General features: G+C 32.6%; 17 protein-coding genes. 10 read left to right on the top strand and 7 right to left on the bottom strand.

The window, feature by feature from the left end:
- Positions 1-150: 150 nt before the first annotated feature.
- The 7 genes from H6589_00340 to H6589_00310 all read left to right on the top strand — a co-directional run bounded on the left by H6589_00340 (position 151) and on the right by H6589_00310 (position 6,574).
- Positions 151-1,386 (top strand): U32 family peptidase, encoded by a 1,236-nt coding sequence (locus tag H6589_00340; GenBank protein MCB9173039.1) that lies wholly within the window; start codon positions 151-153, stop codon positions 1,384-1,386.
- On the top strand, positions 1,383-1,613 hold the full coding sequence (locus H6589_00335; GenBank protein MCB9173038.1) for a ferredoxin: 231 nt from the start codon (positions 1,383-1,385) through the stop codon (positions 1,611-1,613). Before H6589_00340 ends, H6589_00335 begins: the two co-directional genes overlap by 4 nt.
- 109 nt (positions 1,614-1,722) lie before the next feature.
- The gene (locus tag H6589_00330; protein MCB9173037.1) at positions 1,723-2,673 is read left to right on the top strand and encodes an NAD-dependent epimerase/dehydratase family protein; all 951 of its coding nucleotides are present in this window, start codon (positions 1,723-1,725) and stop codon (positions 2,671-2,673) included.
- 123 nt (positions 2,674-2,796) lie between these two features.
- Entirely contained in the window at positions 2,797-3,690 is an 894-nt protein-coding gene (locus H6589_00325; protein ID MCB9173036.1) for a toxin-antitoxin system YwqK family antitoxin, read from the top strand.
- Positions 3,691-3,792: 102 nt separating this feature from the next.
- On the top strand, positions 3,793-5,268 hold the full coding sequence (locus tag H6589_00320; GenBank protein ID MCB9173035.1) for a cysteine--tRNA ligase: 1,476 nt from the start codon (positions 3,793-3,795) through the stop codon (positions 5,266-5,268).
- Complete coding sequence (locus H6589_00315) at positions 5,240-6,262, top strand: M28 family peptidase (GenBank protein MCB9173034.1); 1,023 nt, start codon at positions 5,240-5,242, stop codon at positions 6,260-6,262. Before H6589_00320 ends, H6589_00315 begins: the two co-directional genes overlap by 29 nt.
- 90 nt (positions 6,263-6,352) lie before the next feature.
- Positions 6,353-6,574, top strand: a complete 222-nt coding sequence (locus tag H6589_00310; protein MCB9173033.1) for a hypothetical protein — start codon at positions 6,353-6,355, stop codon at positions 6,572-6,574.
- A 64-nt stretch (positions 6,575-6,638) separates the two neighbouring features.
- Here H6589_00310 and H6589_00305 read toward each other — a convergent pair whose 3' ends face one another.
- The 7 genes from H6589_00305 to H6589_00275 all read right to left on the bottom strand — a co-directional run bounded on the left by H6589_00305 (position 6,639) and on the right by H6589_00275 (position 17,121).
- Positions 6,639-7,859, bottom strand: coding sequence for a bifunctional folylpolyglutamate synthase/dihydrofolate synthase (locus tag H6589_00305; GenBank protein MCB9173032.1), 1,221 nt, complete (start codon positions 7,857-7,859; stop codon positions 6,639-6,641).
- Entirely contained in the window at positions 7,859-8,629 is a 771-nt protein-coding gene (locus H6589_00300; GenBank protein MCB9173031.1) for a hypothetical protein, read from the bottom strand. The genes H6589_00305 and H6589_00300 overlap by 1 nt, the downstream gene beginning before the upstream one ends.
- 40 nt (positions 8,630-8,669) lie before the next feature.
- Positions 8,670-9,062 carry a biopolymer transporter ExbD gene (locus H6589_00295; protein ID MCB9173030.1) on the bottom strand — a complete coding sequence of 131 codons (393 nt, stop codon included), beginning with the start codon at positions 9,060-9,062 and terminating at the stop codon, positions 8,670-8,672.
- Positions 9,062-9,775, bottom strand: coding sequence for a MotA/TolQ/ExbB proton channel family protein (locus tag H6589_00290; GenBank protein ID MCB9173029.1), 714 nt, complete (start codon positions 9,773-9,775; stop codon positions 9,062-9,064). Before H6589_00290 ends, H6589_00295 begins: the two co-directional genes overlap by 1 nt.
- Positions 9,776-9,865: 90 nt before the next feature.
- The gene (locus tag H6589_00285; GenBank protein MCB9173028.1) at positions 9,866-10,915 is read right to left on the bottom strand and encodes a DUF4421 family protein; all 1,050 of its coding nucleotides are present in this window, start codon (positions 10,913-10,915) and stop codon (positions 9,866-9,868) included.
- A 12-nt stretch (positions 10,916-10,927) separates the two neighbouring features.
- Positions 10,928-15,976, bottom strand: a complete 5,049-nt coding sequence (locus H6589_00280) for a hypothetical protein (GenBank protein MCB9173027.1) — start codon at positions 15,974-15,976, stop codon at positions 10,928-10,930.
- A gap of 44 nt (positions 15,977-16,020) precedes the next feature.
- Positions 16,021-17,121, bottom strand: coding sequence for a PorV/PorQ family protein (locus H6589_00275; protein ID MCB9173026.1), 1,101 nt, complete (start codon positions 17,119-17,121; stop codon positions 16,021-16,023).
- Positions 17,122-17,243: 122 nt separating this feature from the next.
- On the opposite strand from H6589_00275, the gene H6589_00270 reads away from it, so the two are divergent.
- The 3 genes from H6589_00270 to H6589_00260 are packed head-to-tail and all read left to right on the top strand — an operon-like array spanning position 17,244 to position 19,560.
- Positions 17,244-18,365: an acyltransferase gene (locus H6589_00270; protein ID MCB9173025.1), complete on the top strand. Its 1,122-nt coding sequence runs from the start codon at positions 17,244-17,246 to the stop codon at positions 18,363-18,365.
- A 7-nt stretch (positions 18,366-18,372) separates the two neighbouring features.
- Positions 18,373-19,110: a CDP-alcohol phosphatidyltransferase family protein gene (locus tag H6589_00265; GenBank protein MCB9173024.1), complete on the top strand. Its 738-nt coding sequence runs from the start codon at positions 18,373-18,375 to the stop codon at positions 19,108-19,110.
- Between the two features lie 6 nt (positions 19,111-19,116).
- Complete coding sequence (locus H6589_00260; protein MCB9173023.1) at positions 19,117-19,560, top strand: nucleoside deaminase; 444 nt, start codon at positions 19,117-19,119, stop codon at positions 19,558-19,560.
- Positions 19,561-19,612: the final 52 nt, after the last annotated feature.

The following is a 19,612-nucleotide window of genomic DNA, read 5'->3' as shown; positions in this document are numbered from 1 at the left end:
TTTAAAGTTTTGACTAAAGTAATGAAAACTAAATTATTACATTATGCTCTTTATCATAAATTATTCATCTTTAGAATGATTCTAAATAAAGCTAACTGATTGAATCATATTTTATTAAAATCTTGTAACTTCGCATTCTAATTTAATTTGATGAGTAAAACAATAGAAATAATGGCTCCTGCTGGATCGTTTGATTCATTAATGGCAGCTATACAAGGACGAGCAGATTCTGTTTATTTTGGAATTGAGCAATTGAACATGCGTGCAAAAGCAGCAAACAATTTTACGTTCGACGATCTCGAAACCATTGCTAAAATTTGCAAGGAAAATAATGTTCGTTCATACCTGACCTTAAACACTATTATTTACGACCACGACTTGTCGTTGATGAAACGTATCGTTGACAAATCAAAAGCTGCTGGAATTACTGCAGTTATTGCATCCGACCAAGCCGTAATAAATTACGCTCACTCTGTTGGTTTTGAAGTTCACATTTCTACTCAAACCAACGTTACCAATTTAGAAACCATTAAATTTTTCGCTCATTTTGCTGATGTTATGGTGTTAGCTAGGGAATTAAGCTTAATTCAGGTAAAAAGCATCACTGATGGAATTATTAAAGATGATGTAAGAGGTCCATCAGGAAATTTAGTTGAAATAGAAATTTTTGCACATGGAGCATTATGCATGGCTGTTTCTGGCAAGTGTTATTTGAGTTTACATACTAACAATTCTTCTGCAAACAGAGGTGCTTGTGTACAAAATTGCAGAAGAACTTACGAAGTAAAAGACGAAGAAGGAAATGAACTGTTGATTGACAATGAATACATCATGTCGCCTAAAGATTTATGTACGATTGGATTTATTGACGATATTATAAACGCAGGAGTAAAAGTGTTAAAAATTGAGGGAAGAGGTCGAGCTCCAGAATATGTTAAAACAGTTACTGAATGTTATCGTGAGGCTGCCGATGCATTTTTAAACGGAACCTATACGAAAGAAAAAATTGAAGGTTGGAATCAAAAATTAGCAACCGTATACAACAGAGGCTTTTGGGATGGTTATTATTTAGGACAAGAACTTGGTGAATGGTCGGAAGGACATGGTTCTCAAGCTACAACCAGAAAAAAATACATTGGTCATGGAGTTAAATATTTTCCAAAAATCAATATTGCCGAATTTAAACTCGAAGCTCATTCATTAAGTATTGGCGATAAGGTTTTAATTACAGGACCATCATCAGGTGTTATAGAGACTACTATAAAAGAATTAAGAGTTGCTGATAAATCAGTAAAAAAAGTGGAAAAAGGAATTAATTTTTCTACACCTATGGATGAAATAATCAGAGCATCAGATAAACTATATAAAGTTATTGACGCCGAATGATTCGCATAATTCATCAGCGCGACAAATGTATTGGATGCAATTATTGTGTCGAAATAGCTTATGACAGGTGGCGTATGTCTAAAAAAGACGGCAAATGCACTTTAATTGAAGGAAAAAACAAAAAAGGATTTTACACTGCTGTTGTAGGCGACGACGAATACATAGCAAATGTTAATGCTGCCAAAGCTTGCCCAGTTAAAATCATTAAAGTTGAGAAAGTAAAATAAGTCTTTAGTCCACAGTTATAGCTCATTCGGCTAAAACAAACCAATAAACCCTTTAATTTTAGAAAGTTTTAATACTTTTATAACTTAAATTCAAAATCGATTAAGCTTCATGTCTTCTATTTTAGTTATTGGTTCATCTGGTCAAATAGGCACCGAATTAGTTGAAGAACTTCGTAAAATTTATGGCAACGATAACGTTATTGCCTCAGATATTAAAGAACCTCCAACCAATAACAATGGCCCTTTTGAAATTCTAAATATTTTAGATAAAAATCAGTTACTTGAAATAGTAAAAAAACATCAGGTAAAAGAAATTTATTTGTTAGCAGCGTTATTGTCTGCTACAGCTGAAAAAAGCCCAGAATTTGCATGGGAGCTGAACATGAATAGTTTATTTCACGTATTAAATTTAGCTAAAGATAAAATAATAGACAAAGTATATTGGCCAAGCTCCATAGCTGTTTTTGGACCAACAACACCTAGAGAAAATACTCCTCAATATACCATAATGGAGCCTAGTACAGTTTATGGCATTAGTAAACTTGCTGGAGAACGTTGGTGTGAATATTACCACCAAAAATATGGTGTTGATGTTAGAAGCATTCGTTACCCAGGGTTAATAGGCTATAAATCATTACCAGGCGGAGGGACTACTGATTATGCTGTAGACATATTTCATCAAGCTATTACTACCAATAAATATGAGTGTTTTTTAACAGAGCAAACAGCTTTACCAATGATGTATATGTCTGATGCCATAAAAGCTACCATACAAATCATGCAAGCCCCAACAGATTGCATTAAAATTAGATCAAGTTATAACTTAGCTGGCATTTCTTTTACTCCAAAACAAATTAGCGAAGAAATAAAAAAACATTTACCCAATTTTACCATTTCATATAAAGAAGATTTTAGACAAAAAATTGCTGATAGCTGGCCTAAAAGCATTGATGACACAAGGGCTCAAACAGATTGGAATTGGTCTCCAAATTATTCACTTGAAAGTATGACAATTGATATGATAAAAAATTTGGAACAATTATTGAAACTAAAAAAGTAAAACTACGTAATAAGTGTTTGAAGCTGTTTAATCGAAGAAAAACTTTATTTCAGCTAAATATTAAAAAAAGTAGTTAGATTAATTTATATATTTATTTTTGCAAAATTGTTTATACTTATTCGAATGAAAAAAATATTATACATTCTTCTCCCCATATTTGTTTGCAGCATTAGTACTGCACAGTCCGCCCTCAAATACGAGGTGGTAAATGGCGACACTATAAACGTAATTGACGAAAACAATCTTAAGCAAGGTTTTTGGAGGATTTTTGGAAAAATGAAAAAATTACCTGGTTATGAACCAGATCAAGTTGTTGAAGAAGGGAACTATGAAAATAGTAGAAAGCAGGGCTTGTGGAAAAATTTCTTTCCAAGTGGAAAAGTAAAAAGTGAAATCGCTTACGTTAATAGTAGACCAAACGGAACATATAAAACTTACTTTGAGAACGGGCAAGTAGAAGAAGAAGGTAATTGGGAAAACAACCGAAATACAGGAGGATTTAAACGTTACCATGAAAATGGGAAAACAGCCCAAGAGTTTGTATTTAACGAATCAGGAAAAAGAGATGGAAAACAAGTATACTTTTATGAAAATGGACAGGTAATGATAGAGGCTGATATTGTAGCAGGTAAAGAAAAATTTGTAAAAGAATACTATGAAGACGGATCTGTTAAAGCCGAAAAATCATTTATAGATGGGGAACTTGATGTTGCAAACACGAAAGTTTACGAACCAAAAACTCCGAATAAAAATAAAGAAGCTGAAGAATTAGCTAAAGCTCCTGTTAAAATTGTTAAAGCGGACAAGAATGACGAAGTAAACTCTGGTTCTTTCAATGGTAATGGTCAACACACTATGTACAACAAAGACAAACAACTATCTAAAGTTGGTTTCTTTGAGAACTATCGATTAATGGATGGTTTGCTATATAAATATGATAATAACGGTATATTATATGCTATTGAAAAATATAAAGCTGGAAGACACATTGGTAACGCACCACTTCCAAAAGAATAAATAATTTAGAATTAAAACAAAAAACCCGACAACATAACTTGTCGGGTTTTTTGTTTCATCCATAACATGAAAAAATTTACTTTTACAAAAAATTGAAAACGGATGTCACAAAATCAATTATTCATATACAACAGTTTATCGGGAAAAAAGGAAAAATTTGAACCCATCAATCCTCCATTTGTTGGGCTGTATGTTTGTGGCCCAACCGTTTATAATGAAGCTCACCTAGGAAATATCAGAACCTTTTTAACTTTTGACATTGTTTATCGGTACTTAACACATTTGGGATATAAAGTTAGGTATGTAAGAAACATTACTGATGTTGGTCATTTAGTTGATGATGCTGATGCTGGAGAAGATAAAATTGAGAGAAGGGCAAGGTTTGAGAAAATTGAGCCAATGGAAATTGTTCAGAAATACACCAACAGTTTTCATCAAACCACCCAATTATTTAATCTTAAAAACCCTGATATTGAGCCTTCTGCTACAGGTCATATTATAGAGCAAATAGAATTAATTGAAAAAATTATTGCCAATGGTTATGGCTATGAAAAAAATGGTTCAGTATATTTTAATGTAAAAAAATATACTGAAAAGTATAATTATGGTGAATTATCTGGAAGAAAAATAGATGAATTATTAGAACAAACTAGAGAAAATTTGGAAGGTGGTGACGAAAAAAGGTTTTTTGCCGATTTTGCTATATGGAAGAAATCATCTCCTGAAACCATTATGAAATGGAACTCTCCTTGGGGAGCAGGTGTGCCTGGCTGGCACTTAGAATGTTCTGCAATGAGCACAAAATATCTTGGAGAACAATTTGATATTCATGGAGGAGGGATGGATTTAAAATTTCCACATCACGAATGTGAAATTGCTCAATCGGTAGGGGCAGGAGGAAAAACTCCTGTAAAATATTGGATGCATGGGAACATGTTAACTGTGAATGGTTCTAAAATGAGTAAATCGTTAGGCAATTCATTTTTGCCTTTAGAACTAATTTCTGGTAGCCATCCATTATTAGATAAGGGTTACGACCCAATGACTGTTCGTTTTTTCTTTTTGCAAGCTCAATACCGAAGCACTGTTGATTTCTCTAATGAAGCACTTCAGGCATCTGAAAAAGGTTTAAAAAGACTATTAACTGGCATTAAAACTCTTAACTCTATTAATCCAGCAAAAACAACATCATTTGATGTCTCTTCCATTATTGAAAAATGCGAAGCGAGTATGAATGATGATTTTAATACTCCAATTACCATTGCCAACTTGTTTGATGGACTAAAATATATTAACCTACTTAAAGAAGGAAAAGAGACCATTACAACAGAAGATTTAGAAAAACTAACAAATCATTATTCAATTTTTGTTTTTGATATTCTTGGGTTAATGCCTGAAAAAGAAAAATCTAACCCTGAATTACTTGATAATACTCTTAGTATTATCCTCGAATTAAGAAAAAAAGCCAAAGAAAATAAAGATTACTCAACTTCAGACTTTATAAGAGATGAGTTGAATAAAATACAAATCACTCTTAAAGACACCAAAGATGGCACTACTTGGGAAATTGAAAATTAATTTTTTAGTTGTAATATCAATTTGCACTTTACTGTTTGCTTGCGAAGGAGAAAAACCGACAAAGCAACCAGCTCCTAAAACCAACAATACAACTATTTTAGCACCTAAGTTAGAACGACCTAATTTTGATGCTGATTCTGCTTATTTATTTATTAAACAACAAGTTGACTTTGGTCCTCGATTTCCAAACAACGATGCTCACTCAAAATGTGCTAATTTTTTAAAAAATAAACTTAGCGAATATGGTTTAACAACTGCAATTCAAGTAGGAAGTGCTAAAACATTCAATAATAAGAATATTACTATTAAAAATATTATTGGAGAATATAATCCTGAAGCAAAAAAAAGAATTTTACTCTTTGCTCATTGGGATTCCCGCCCTTTTGCCGACCAAGATACCAAAGACTTAACCAAACCAATACTTGGAGCTAACGACGGAGCAAGTGGCGTAGGAATATTAATTGAAGTTGCTCGTCAGCTAAGTATTAAAAAACCAAACATTGGTGTTGATATCATCTTTTTTGATGCAGAAGATTATGGTCAGCCAAATTCAGCGATGACCATGATGGATTCTGACAGTTGGTGTTTAGGCTCGCAATATTGGGCAAAAAACTTACACAAACCTAATTATAAAGCCGATTTTGGTATTTTACTGGACATGGTTGGTAATGCTAACGCATTATTTACTCAAGAAAGTATTTCAATGAAATATGCCCCAAATATTGTTGCTAAGGTATGGAACACTGCTGCAGAATTGGGTTATTCAAATCATTTTGTAGCAGAACAAACATTTTTTGTAGGCACTGATGACCATAAATATGTAAATCAAATTGCCAACATTCCGAGTATAGATATTATTCATTACGAAAGAAGCACAGGTAATTTTCACCAAAGCTGGCACACCCATAATGATAATATGGAAGTAATAAGTAAACCTTCGCTATCTGCTGTTGGAGAAACTCTATTAGCTGTAATTTTCAAAGAATCTGAATAAAAGTAAATTTTATTTGTATTTATAATATATTTTTATATACATTTGTAACTTAAATTGTAATCAATAACCAAACAAATAAACTTAATCAAAATGAAAAAATTACTTTCAATGATCATGGTTGCTGCAATGTTTTCTTTAGTTGCTTGTGGACCATCAGAAGAAGAAAAAGCTGCTGCTCAAGCTGAAGCTGAAGCTGCTGTTAACGATTTAATGAACACTTTAGAAGAGGCTACAGAAGAAGCTACTGCTGAAGTTGAAGCTACTGAAGAAGCTCCAGCTGAAGAAGCTGCTACTGAAGAAGCTGCTCACTAATTATTCATTACTGAATAAAAAAAGGGTGAAATCTAAGATTTCACCCTTTTTTTATTCCATTTTTTTACTGTAAAACCTCAGCAACCACAAAAGTACTCCCTCCAATAAAAATCAAATCATGTTTATTGGCTGTTTTTTTAGCCTCCTCGTATGCATTTTTAACAGAGCTATAAGCATTACCATTCAATCGATAACTTTTCGCTTTATTTTTTAGTTCATTCACATCTAATGCTCTAGGTATTTTTGCCTGACAAAAATAATACACTGCATTTTTAGGCAATAACTCCAAAACAGAATCAATTTCCTTATCATTTACTGCCCCTAAAACAAAATGTAACTTATTATAAGTTAATGATTCCAATTGACTTACAACCTCTCTGATTCCAGCTTCATTATGCCCAGTATCGCAAATAATTTTTGGGTCTAACCCTAATGTTTGCCACCTACCCATTAAACCCGTATTTCTCACAACATGCAGTAATCCACTTTTTATCTGTTCATCTGAAATAGCAAACTCTAGTTTCTTTAATTCATGAACTGATGCCAATACAGTTTTGATGTTTTTTTTCTGATAACTTCCTTTTAAATCAGATTCTAATCCTTGCTGAATAATTTGATCTGCAAAATAAATTGCTGATCCTAATTCCTTTGCTTTAGAAACAAACACATGCTTTATCTCGGGTTGTGTTTCCCCAATTATTATGGGGACATTTTTTTTTATTATTCCCGCTTTTTCGACTGCAATTTTCTCTAAAGTATCGCCCAAAAATTGCATATGGTCTTTACCAATATTAGTAATGATAGAAATTTCAGGAATAATTACATTTGTTGAGTCTAACCTACCTCCAAGTCCAGTTTCTACAACAGCAATATCAACCTTTTGGTTCGAAAAATAGTCGAATGCCAAACCTACTGTCCATTCAAAAAATGATAGGTTTATTTTTTCAAAATCTTTCTTGTATTTCGTAACAAAGTCAACTACTTCTTGTTCGGAAATCATTTCTCCATTAATCTTAATTCGTTCTCTAAAATCTATTAAATGAGGAGAAGTATATAATCCAACTGTATAACCCGCCTCTTGTAAAATAGACGCTAGCATGTGTGAAGTAGAACCTTTACCATTGGTACCCGCAATGTGTACTGATTTAAAATGATGCTGAGGATTCCCCAACAAATTACACAACTCGATGGTATTAGACAAATCAACCTTATAGGCAGATGCTCCAATACGCTGAAACATGGGTAATTGACTAAATAAATAATCTAATGTTTGCTGATAGGTCATTAATTGAGAATAAAAACAAAGGTCATTTGTCCTTTTTGGTCAGCAACTAATTCTGGTTTAGCATTAAATTTGGTTTTTAATGCCGCCTCTACAGCTTTTTTATACAAAATAGGACTTGTGGTGGTAGAACCTCTACCTCCTGGAGTAGCTTTTATTACTTTACCATATTTATCTACAACAATATCCACAACTACTTTACCTTGTTCTTGCGAGTTATCTTCAATTTTAGGCATACTCAACAAGTTTCTTCCAGACAAAGAATAAGTAACTCCATTGCCAACACCTCCACCTGTATAATTACTGCTATTAACATCCCCCTCTAAACTCCCTTGGTTTCCAGGATTTCCAGTCTCACCCTCATTACCAGATTGCCCTCCAGAATTATTAAAAGCATTTAATGCTTCTGATAAGTTTTGACTTGTACTGTTTTGAGTTGTATTGGTTGTTTGAGTTGTGGTGGTAGTTGTAGCGTTAACATTAACTGTTGGCGTAGTGTTTTGAGTTAAAATTTGTTGCTCAGCAGGAGAAGAACTACTTGCAGCATTATTTGTTGCTTCATTCGATTCACTTTCAGATTCAGATAATTCTTCTGTTGGATTATCTCCCATACCATCTTCACTATTTCCAAAATTGATGGTAATTCCTTCTTCAGGTGGTGGCGGATCAGGGTAAGTCATTCCTACAAATAAAAACAACAACAATAACAATGCATGAAACAGTATTGTTCCAATCAATCCAGCTCTGTTATTTTTTTCTTTTATGATTTGCATTTTATTGTATAGATGAAATTTTCATAAAATTCCATAAAAACTACTGAGGCGCTGTAGCTAAAACAAGCTTATACTTATTTCTGTTTGCTATATCCATTACTTTAACAGCCTCTTCTATGGGCACTGATTTTTCAGCATGTAAAATAACACCAGGCTCAACTTCTCCAGCCAATTGTTGCTGCAATATCCCTTCAATACTTTCAAAAGCAACTTTATCCTGATTTACATAATATTCCAATTCTTTAGTTATCGAGACAGAAATTGTCTGTTTACTTAACGTTTTACTCGAACTTTTTGGAAGTAATAACTTCAACGCATTTGGACTAATTAACGTAGAAGTTATTACAAAGAATATAAGCAACAAAAACACAATGTCTGTCATACTTGACATACTGAAATTGGTACTTACTTTATTTTTTGATCGTATTGCCATTATGCCGCTGGTTCGTGTAAAATATCTAAAAATTCAGTTGTTCTAGCTTCCATTACAAATACTATTTTTTCTACTTTGGCTACTAAAATATTGTATGCTACATAAGCAATAATACCTACAATTAAACCAGCCACAGTAGTTATCATTGCGGTATAAATACCTTGTGAAAGCATTTCAACATCAATATTACCTCCAGCTGAAGCCATTTTATGGAAAACCATAATCATCCCGATTACTGTACCAAGAAAACCAATCATTGGAGCAGCCCCAGAAATTGTTGCAAGAGTAGAAAGATTTTTTTCCAATTTATTTAACTCTAATTTACCTGTTGTTTCAACTGCAGTTCCAATATCACTTAAAGGCTTTCCAATTCTGTTTATACCTTTTTCAATCATCTTAGATATTGGCGTTTGATTCATTTTACATAAACTCTTTGCTGCATCAATTTTTCCATCAAGGATAAAATCTTTAATCTGATTCATAAAGTTTGCATCTTCTTTACTCGCTTTTGCAATCGATAAAAACCGTTCAACAATGATATAAACTGCAATTATTGATAAAACCAATAGAGATATCATAATAATGTTTCCTCCAATACCGCCAGATGAAACTAATTCCCAAATTGATAATGTTTTTTCAGTTGTTATAGGAGATGGAACAGTTTGAACAGGCGTATTTCCAACACTAATTTGCAATAAAATTTGACTTAACATAGATAGTTGTTTTTATTAGCTAAAATACTATTAAAGCACCCCTCCCACTTTTCAATGTGAGTTAAATTGTAAACACCTATTTGTTAGCTTTTATTGTGTTGGGTGATTTTTTGTCTTTTTACTCAAACCAAACCTTTTCGCAACAAAAATCCTAAAACTCCCAAGACCTGGTGTAAATTCAAAATTTTTAATTGCTATTGTACCTCGTGAAGAATAAAATGATGTTCCAATTGCAAAATCGTTTTTTTCGTAGCCTATTGCTGCTCGAAACATCACCCTGCTAGAAACTCCATTTGTAGTTTCTAATGGTCGCGTTTGAACACCATTAGAATCTATTTTAAAGGTTTCTATCTTTATTTGTTTTCGCCCTAACCCAGGCATAAGTGTTAAATTCAAAAAAAAACTTGGTGAAATGACTAATGTATATGAATATCCAAAAGACACCCCAAAAGAAGTTGAATTGTATGCATAAATTGGAAATGAATCTCGAGCGTTAATTAATAGACTATCATTAGGCACAAAACCCCCATCCGATGCTGCTGCATCTAAATTAAAATAAATACCACCTAACAAACTACCTGCACTCTTTATTTGCTTTGCATTTCTTACGTATGGGGCACTATATGAAAATTTATTGTGGTTAAATATATAAAAAGAAGTAGCCCCAATCGCATATTGTTGCATTTTTGGAAGCTGTGGTAATGTGTCAGACCTCCATGTTGTAAAATTGTTTGGATTATCCAAATGGAAACCTGTGTAATGCTGAAAAAACACATCAGCTCCAATTCTTCTAGAATAAATGTTTAACTGCAAATCTAATTTAGAAGTATTGCCTTTTCTTGCTTTTTCTTGTTGATTTGGAGGTAATCCAATACCAAGTTCCAACCCTAACCACTTATAGTTAAACCCAGCGGTTAAGCTAACCTGTCCCAAAGGTTTTATCTGCAATTCTTTATTATCACTTTTATTTTTAATAGTTAAATCAGAAAAAGTAGAATTTATCCCAGTCGTTATTAATAGTTTATGAGATAAGTTCTCATAATAAACAATAGAATCATTATCAGTAAAGGAATTAGTTGAATAACCATTTTGAGATAAAACAAAGGATGTTAGAAGAATACAAAAAACTAAATATTTCATTTTAAGGTTCAATTATCTAAATAAATACATTTTACCAAAACCCTTTTTGAAATATTGGTCAGCTTCTGTTTCTCTTAATTCAATATCAGATGAATTAATTTTTGTGATTACTCGATAAAGGTATAATCCATTTGCTAATCTATCACCATAAGTATCCGTTCCATCCCACGTAAAATCGCTAATGTTTCTACCAATGTTTATTGGTCCAAATTCATCCTTATGTATCTCACGAACTACTTTTCCAGTAACGGTCATAATCTGTATTTTAAATATTTCAGGAATAGTACTACCTGTTAATGTAAACACAAATTTTGTAGCTGTCGAAAATGGGTTAGGATAATTCAGCAAATTAGTAATAGTCGATTTATTAATCACTTCGAACTTTATTAGATAATCAAACGTACCAGATTGATTGTTAGACTTATCAGCTCCTTGAACTCGAAGTTGATAAATCCCATCTACTGGGAAATTACCTTTGTATATAATTTTAGATTTGTTTTTGGGTAGTGAAGCAGGAATAAACTGCATTTCATTTAAACCACCCGCATTAAAATACTTTCTTTGTTCTAGTCCATCAGGCGATTTGATGTAAATGGCATAAGTTGATGTATCATCCAATGCTAAATATTTGTTTTCATCTGTTAACTCAATTACAATTTCTGGTTTAGACGAAACAATATCTCCATTTAAAATGTGAACACCATCAAAGGTTACATCTAAAATTGGATTGATTTTATCGACTCCTACATAAAATGGTATTTGTGCAACATTATTAAAATGGTATTTTTCTAATTGGTCGCTGTTGGGATTTACATCAACCAACAAATAATTTAACCCAGGATAACCATAGGTTGAAAACTCTATATCAGCAATTATAACACTATCTGCCAATAGGGGTTTTTGGCGAGCATAAGGTATTGAGGTAATTTGATTGTTTTTATCTAATACCGAAAACGATATTAACAAACTATCCATATCATGTCTGCTAATGTTTTTAACCGCAATTGACAATTTTACTTTATCACCTTCCTGAATGGTATCTTTGTAAAAACTATAATAAATTGTTGGGTCTAAGGCACATTCAGGAATATCTTCATAAGTAATTTGCCAACGACGTAATTGCGGAGCTGTAAAATCTGTATTATCCGATAAATAAGTATTCAACTTCATGAAAGGAAACTGAGCTGCATCTATTCGATCAGTTAATCGAATATCAGTTGAATCGGTTGGTAAATTACTAATCAAAAGTGTTTCATTCCCTAAGTTATCTATACCATATACATTCAAAATTGAACTATCTTGAGACGGATTTTCCAAATGAGTAGTTTGCCAAGATAAGGTATCCCAGCTTAGCACAGGACCTAAAATCTCGGAATATATATTGGCGTAATTGGCTACAGAAGTCATTACCATAGAACCCGTTAATGCTTTATGACTAATCGAATCACCAATAACCTCTACTACATTAGACGGGCTACCTTTTTGGGCAATAAATATAAATGGTAAGCTATCTTGAATAGTCGGTAAATTAATTGCTCCTAAATTTTGAAAAGCAGTTCTTAAATTGTTTGGCATTGGTAAATAATAGGAAAAAGATTTGTAATACCAAGTCCATACTACGATATAATGACCAATGGGAACACTATCGTTTAACATACTCGCTAATGATTCCATCTCTAAAAATGGGGGATTTGGGTCATTATGTCTAAAAATAAAAAATTCTGGTTTATCATTACTTCCTGGGTAATTAGTTTGCCCAAAATCATATTCATCTGCTCGCCAAGGTTTTAGAGTTAAACCATCAACTACACCTACATGAAGTGCAGCGTAAACCTGCGAACCACCAAAAGCTACCACTCCAGCATCTATTAAATATTTAGTATCATAAAGCTCACTAATTTCCGCGGCACCATAGGTTTTCGCACTCAATTGCTTAACATTGGGAGAAAATTCAAATTGTCTGGTTGCTCTATTGTGCTTTAAAAACTCATACTCATCATTTTCAAATTGAAAAAAATGTGCTTGTTCCCAACCTTCTTTTCCATCGATGTATTGAAAAGAGCTGTTTCTCCATTTATAACCTGTTGCATCCACAGAATCTTTTCCTACTCTCCAGAAATACACGGTACTATCAGGCATATTCTGTAAAAGATTTGGCTGCCAAGAAACAACGCCTCCAGCATGATAAACCATAGTTGATTCTTTAATGGGACTATTAAAATAATCGGTGGTATCTATTTCAAAAATATAGTTCTTGGCTGGTTCAAATGGAAATGCTGTTGATGCTTGTAAAGTTATTCCCTGATTTGGAACAATAGCATATTTATAAGGATAGATGGGGATAATCTCCCCAGAACTAATGTCTAATGAAGTAGTTACTTGATTATTTGTTTCAAAAATTTCATCTATATCACTTAATGCATCAACATAAACACTTATCCCATTAGTGCCAAGTCCACGAATTAAATCTACAGGAAGAGTAAAACTTATTGTATCCTTGTATTGAGGTGCTTGAATAAATTTAACATAGGTGGTATCACCAAAACTCGGGGTATTGAATGGAAAAACTCGTGTAAGTTCAACTGCTATTAAGGTATCGATAGACTTGCCCAAATTAGAAATAACGATATTTACTTTAAACGAATCCAAATCAGATGTAACAAGAGTTGGCGTAAAGAAAACCGAACTGTTTTGAATCATATAATCAGGTTTTTCATAAGAATTTAAAGCAATAGATGGGTCTCCATGCAATGTCATCCCTAACGTGGTAGATGTTACTAATGGGTTTGTACCAGGTCCTTGTATCGCTTGTATTGTATTTTTGATATGACGACCAACACTACCTCCATAATTATATGTCGATAAATTTCTATAAAACTCAGCCGAATAAGAATTTAGACGTGCAGCCTCACCAAAATCTACCGATGCCAAGAACCCTATTACGCCTTTATTATCAATCAACACATACTTTTCACTCACACTATTTGCGGATGGTAAATGAATATCTCCAGCCAAACATGCATTACCTAATAAAAAAGGATATTTCCCATTTTGATTAGGCCATAACGAAGGGTCATCAAGATTTTGATCAAACCCTCCAGTAGCTGAGGCATGACCAAAAAATGTCATTAATGCCGCACCATTACCAATGTGTTGTTTTATAGAATCAGACATGGTTGTTTGTATAGGTGCTGTTGACGTTTTAGCAAACGAGTAAACATTACCTCCAAAATAATCATCCTCAACGGTATTTTTATACCCATTCAGATATGACATAAATAAATTTGCTGAGCCAGCATCATCACCTCCAGCAAAATGCAATACTTTTTTCATCCAATCCGTTTCACCATAAGGCGATGAAAATTGATTAGGAATGGGATTTTCATGTTGCATTACTTTGTTTAGATATAAACTAACATGTAAACCTGTTTTAGCAGAAACCCTACCCATTGGTATAGGTGATTCTGTAATGGTACCATTTAATCCAGCAGTAAGCATCATATCCGAAGCTGGGTGACCAAAAGAAGGAACTAAATTTTGAGTGAAATTAACACCACTTCTTGCCTCGTTCGACTTTATTGATTTTCCTAAAAGGAATAAATAGTTCGGTTGGCTCGTCCAATTATCCAAAACGTAATCAACAAATCCTCGTATTGAATAAGGGTGTTTTTCAATTCCATAAGCGAATTGATCATACAACTCATCAATACTTACTACATAACTGTTTTGCGGATTTTTAAAACTACTTTGACGATAACTAGCGTAAGTATTCGCTTCGGCTAAAAGAGAGGCATGGGTTATTATTATAAAAGCAGTATCAACGCTTGTGCTATAATCGGTAAAAAAGCCAGTAGAATTTATTGGAGTTAGTGTGGTAATATTTTTTATTTCTGATTCGCGATAAACAATACATTCTTTTTTATTTCCAGCATTAGGTATTAGACATTGAAAACTTGAAGAAGAATCAGCAATGTTTATCCTTTTTGCATTGGTTAAATCATAAAAAATGATTTTTCCTGCACCAGCAAAGTTTGTAAACTGAAATAACGATTTTGCATTTATTAAATCATCTTCAACATACATTTTTTCGAACTTAGTAACACCTTCTAAATCGGTAGTATGAGGATAATTTAATTGAGTATAAGCCACCGTTTGTTTTCCAACAGAAGAACCTAAGTCGTTGATACTATTATAAGTAACAGTTGTAGAGGATAAAACATCTCCAATTGGAATACCAACTTCCAAATCAATTTTTTGATATCCTTCAAAAATTGTGTCAATAGTAGTAGAGCCAAGTTGAACCCTTAAATGTTGATCTGGTAAAACAGAGGAAAAATCTGAAGCCCCTATCACTGTAGTTTTTAGTTTAGCATTACCTGCCAAACCATAAGCATTAAGTGTGTTTAATGCTTTTGCTGTAAATCCATTCAAAGTATAAGGCGCATCAAACCAACCTTCAGCAGGGTCGTAACCGAATTGATTTTCCGAGGTATTTCCTATTAATAATGTTTTACCCCAAAAATAAGAAGTTGAATATACTTTTGTAACTTCCTTCTCAAAATATGGTGTCGGTGCATAAACGGAATAATTGGTATCGTTTTCAACTGTAAATCTTGAATTTGCAATTGAGTTGTTCCAAGTTAAAAAATAATTTATCGTATCATTAATTAAACTATAATAAGGGTTTGGTTGATTTGCCACACCTCCATAAAATCCCTCGTCAAACCAACCATCATTTTTTTTACCATAAAACTCGATGAAATCTCCAGTATTAAATATTCCATCATTTTCACCACTAACAAACAATGGAATCTCTTGCCCCCTTGCAAAAACTTGAATATTTCTTGGGTCAATCGAATTAATTGGAACTCCAGCATTAAACAATGCAAGAGAATCTATACGATAAAGATTATTTGATGATACTTTGAACTTGTAATACTGCTGAGAATAATTAATCCAACTATTATAATAAGGTTGAGCAAATGAATTGAACGAAAAAAACACCAACAATACGAAGGAAATTTTTCTAACGAATTGATATGTAAACTCTTTTTGCTTCAATCTATTTGCTTTAAAATAGAAAATTACAAAAATTAACAGATATATTATTGTTGTTTTGGTTCTTTAGCATGAACAATTTTGTTGAAATCGAACTTCAACGAAAAGATATTGGAATATAACGCCTCAGATTGGTCACCAATATCCGACAATGCATAATCTAACGAAACTCCTTTAAATTTAATTCCTATACCAAAATTGGGTTGATAAGAAATTTTGTCGTTTGCATAAATGTCCGTTACCTTTTGGAAATTACCAACCCCAAATCTCAAAAATATCAAATTATCGTATCCAACTTCAACACCCATGTGCGGGTCAATACTAACAGGATCTCCAGTAATTAAAACATTTCTTTTACCATCGGTTGATAAATCAAAATTTATTTCACTCAATGCATTAAATTTTTTACTGATTCTGATATTTTTTGCAACACCCAAAATTACTTTTGGCAATGTAACTTCGGTAGAGTTTTCTGGAATTTCGTTGCCAGTGGCTTCAAAAACATCAATTGTCTCCTCATCCAACGAAAAACTCCACGCATTAAAGGTAGATGTTACGTCTCTTGCCATAACAGCAAAATTCCAACCTTTATAGTCGTATTGTCCACCTAAATCTAATCCAAAACCATACGCTTTAGCAAAATCACCAACTTTACGGTAGATAATTTTTACGTTAGCTCCATATCTTAATCCAGGTATATTTGAACGACGAGCATAAGAAAATAAAAAGGCATAGTCAGCCACCGAAAACGAAGTTATTCTATCGTAATTTATATTGCCATCTGCATCAATTAATTGAGTGGTATTCGGAATATCATCAACACCAAATCGAACGATAGAAACACCAAACGAACTTACACTGTCAATTTTTGCTGCAAAACCACCATAATCGTATTTAGCAATACCAGCGAAGTATTCTGCATGCATCAATCCTAATGAAAAATCTTTATCAATTCTGGTTAATCCAGCAGGGTTCCAATAACCAGAAGTAACATCATTAACAGAGGTTATGTTAGAATTAGACATACCCAACGCTCTTGCCCCTACACCAATAGCTAAAAACTCGTTACTATATTTTGGTGCAGAAGTTTGTGCAAACGACAATATCGTAGAACAAATTAATAATATGGTTATTTTTACTTTAAGCATTGGTGCAAATAGGGATGAAAATTAACAAATAATTGAATATATTGTTGGCATATTTCAATTTACTCGTTTCTTTTTCCTTTGCTTTAACTTAAAAAATAGAATATTATTGTAAAAAAAATTGCTTGACTAATTCAAAAAAATACTTCGACAATTTAGATGCAAGCCGTTTTTTTGCATTCATCATTGTATTTTTAGCTCACACCTTTATATCTATTAACCCCATAATTAAATCTAGCGGAGCGTTTCAATTTGTTTATAATTGGGGGAAAATAGGCATGCTGGGATTAGAATATTTTTTTGTACTCTCTAGTTTTTTAATTTCTTGGATAATACTTGAAGAACAAAAAATTACTCAATCATTCAATATTAAAAACTTTTTAGTTCGTCGTACATTAAGAGTTTGGCCGCTTTATTTTTTAATTGTATTAATTGGAATTATGCTCTCGTATTTGAGCCAGCAATTAACCATTCAAATTGAACCCATTCCACCATTTAAATACTTTGGATTGTTTATTATCAACTTTTACATTATTGAAAACGGCACAAACTTCCTTTTTTTCCTTGCTTTTCTTTGGTCAATTTCTATTGAAGAACAATTTTATATTGTTTGGTCGGTGGTTATGAAGTACTTGAAAATAAACTTATTATGGCTATCTGTACTACTTATTGTAATTTCTGTTGTTTTCAGGGCATACTACATCCATGAAAGTCTACAACTATACTTTAATACCATTAGTGCATTAGGTAATTTTGGTATTGGAGGAATAATTGCTTACTTGGCTTTTTATAATAAAAAAATATTTCAAAAAGTAATTGGAATGAGCAAAATACAAACCATTGCTTTGTATACCATTCTGGTTTTAAGCATAGTGTTTTTTAATCAACTCAACCAGTATAAACTATTTACTATTGTTTCTAGACTCTATTTCTCCATACTTTTTGCACTTTTTATACTTGAACAATCATACGGAAAAAATAGATTTTTTAACCCCGGAAAGTCAAAAATATTGAACCATTTAGGGAAAATTTCATACGGATTATATTGTTTTCATGGTGTTGTTATTACCATTCTAATTAAAGCTTTAGAACAATTTTCGTTTGCCGAAACCTATTGGCACGTCTTCCTTATTTACCCAATCATCATTTTAATCGCTACCATATTTATTTCGCACATCAGTTTTAAGTATTTTGAAAACTATTTCCTTAAACTTAAATCGAAGTTTTATACTTTTACAAGCAATTAACACCAACATGAAAAAACATATTCCAAACGCAATAACGACTTTAAACCTACTTTGTGGTTGTTTAGCCATTACTAATGCTTTTACTGGAGAGCTTTATATTTCTTCATTATTAATTTTTGTAGGGACCATTTTCGATTTTATGGATGGAGCTGCAGCTAGATTGTTAAAAGTTTCAAACCCTTTAGGCGAACAATTGGATTCTTTGTCAGACATGGTTTCCTTTGGTTTAGCGCCTGGTATTATTTTGTTCCAATATGTAAATCATTTACAGGAAATCAATCCTTCTGATTTGATAACTAGTTATTCTTGGCTACCCTATTTAGCCTTTTTTATCCCCGTTTTTTCTTCATTTCGATTGGCAAAGTTTAATATAGACACACGCCAAACTTCAAGCTTTATAGGATTACCTACCCCTGCAAATGCTGGTTTTTTTATTTTCATTGTGGTTATTTATTTCTTTCCTGATTTTCCGCAAATTATTCCTACAAAAAATATGGTGATTCCAATTATATCTAACCCCATATTAATGCTAGGTTTAGGAATTGTATTTTCTTTTCTTTTACTTGCCGAAGTCCCAATGTTTTCTTTAAAAATGAAATCGCTAAAATGGAAGGGTAATGAATTACCATTAACATTTATATTGCTATTCTTTTTGTTTTTAGCATTATTTAGCTTGGTGGCATTCCCATTAATTTTATTACTTTATGTTCTTTGGTCGACCTTTGCAAAAATCACTACCAAATAACTCCGCATGCTATCTGTTTTTTCTGACGAATATTTTATGAAAGAAGCTTTAAAGGAAGCTCAAAAGGCTTTTGATGAAGATGAAGTTCCTGTAGGAGCAATTGTGGTTTGCGACAATAAAATAATTGCCCGAGCACACAACATGACAGAAAAACTTAACGATGTAACTGCTCATGCTGAAATGTTAGCAATAACATCGACAACCAACTTTTTAGGTGGAAAGTATTTAAACGAATGTACTATTTATGTCACTTTAGAACCTTGTGTAATGTGTGCTGGTGCACTTTATTGGAGCCAAGTAAAAAAAATAGTTTACGCTGCTTCAGATGAAAAACGAGGTTTTAATTCTATAGGCAAAAATATTCTTCACCCTAAAACAGAAGTGATAGCCAATACGCTGAGTAATGAATCTACCGAATTATTAACTACTTTTTTTAAGTCGAAAAGGTAAACACTAAATACATTTTGAGTCCAAAATTAATTCGCATTAGTTTTTCATTTTT

It is taken from the genome of Flavobacteriales bacterium (assembly GCA_020635795.1).
GTDB lineage: Bacteria > Bacteroidota > Bacteroidia > Flavobacteriales_E > Vicingaceae > Vicingus.
This window is presented reverse-complemented; position numbering and strand designations above follow the sequence as displayed.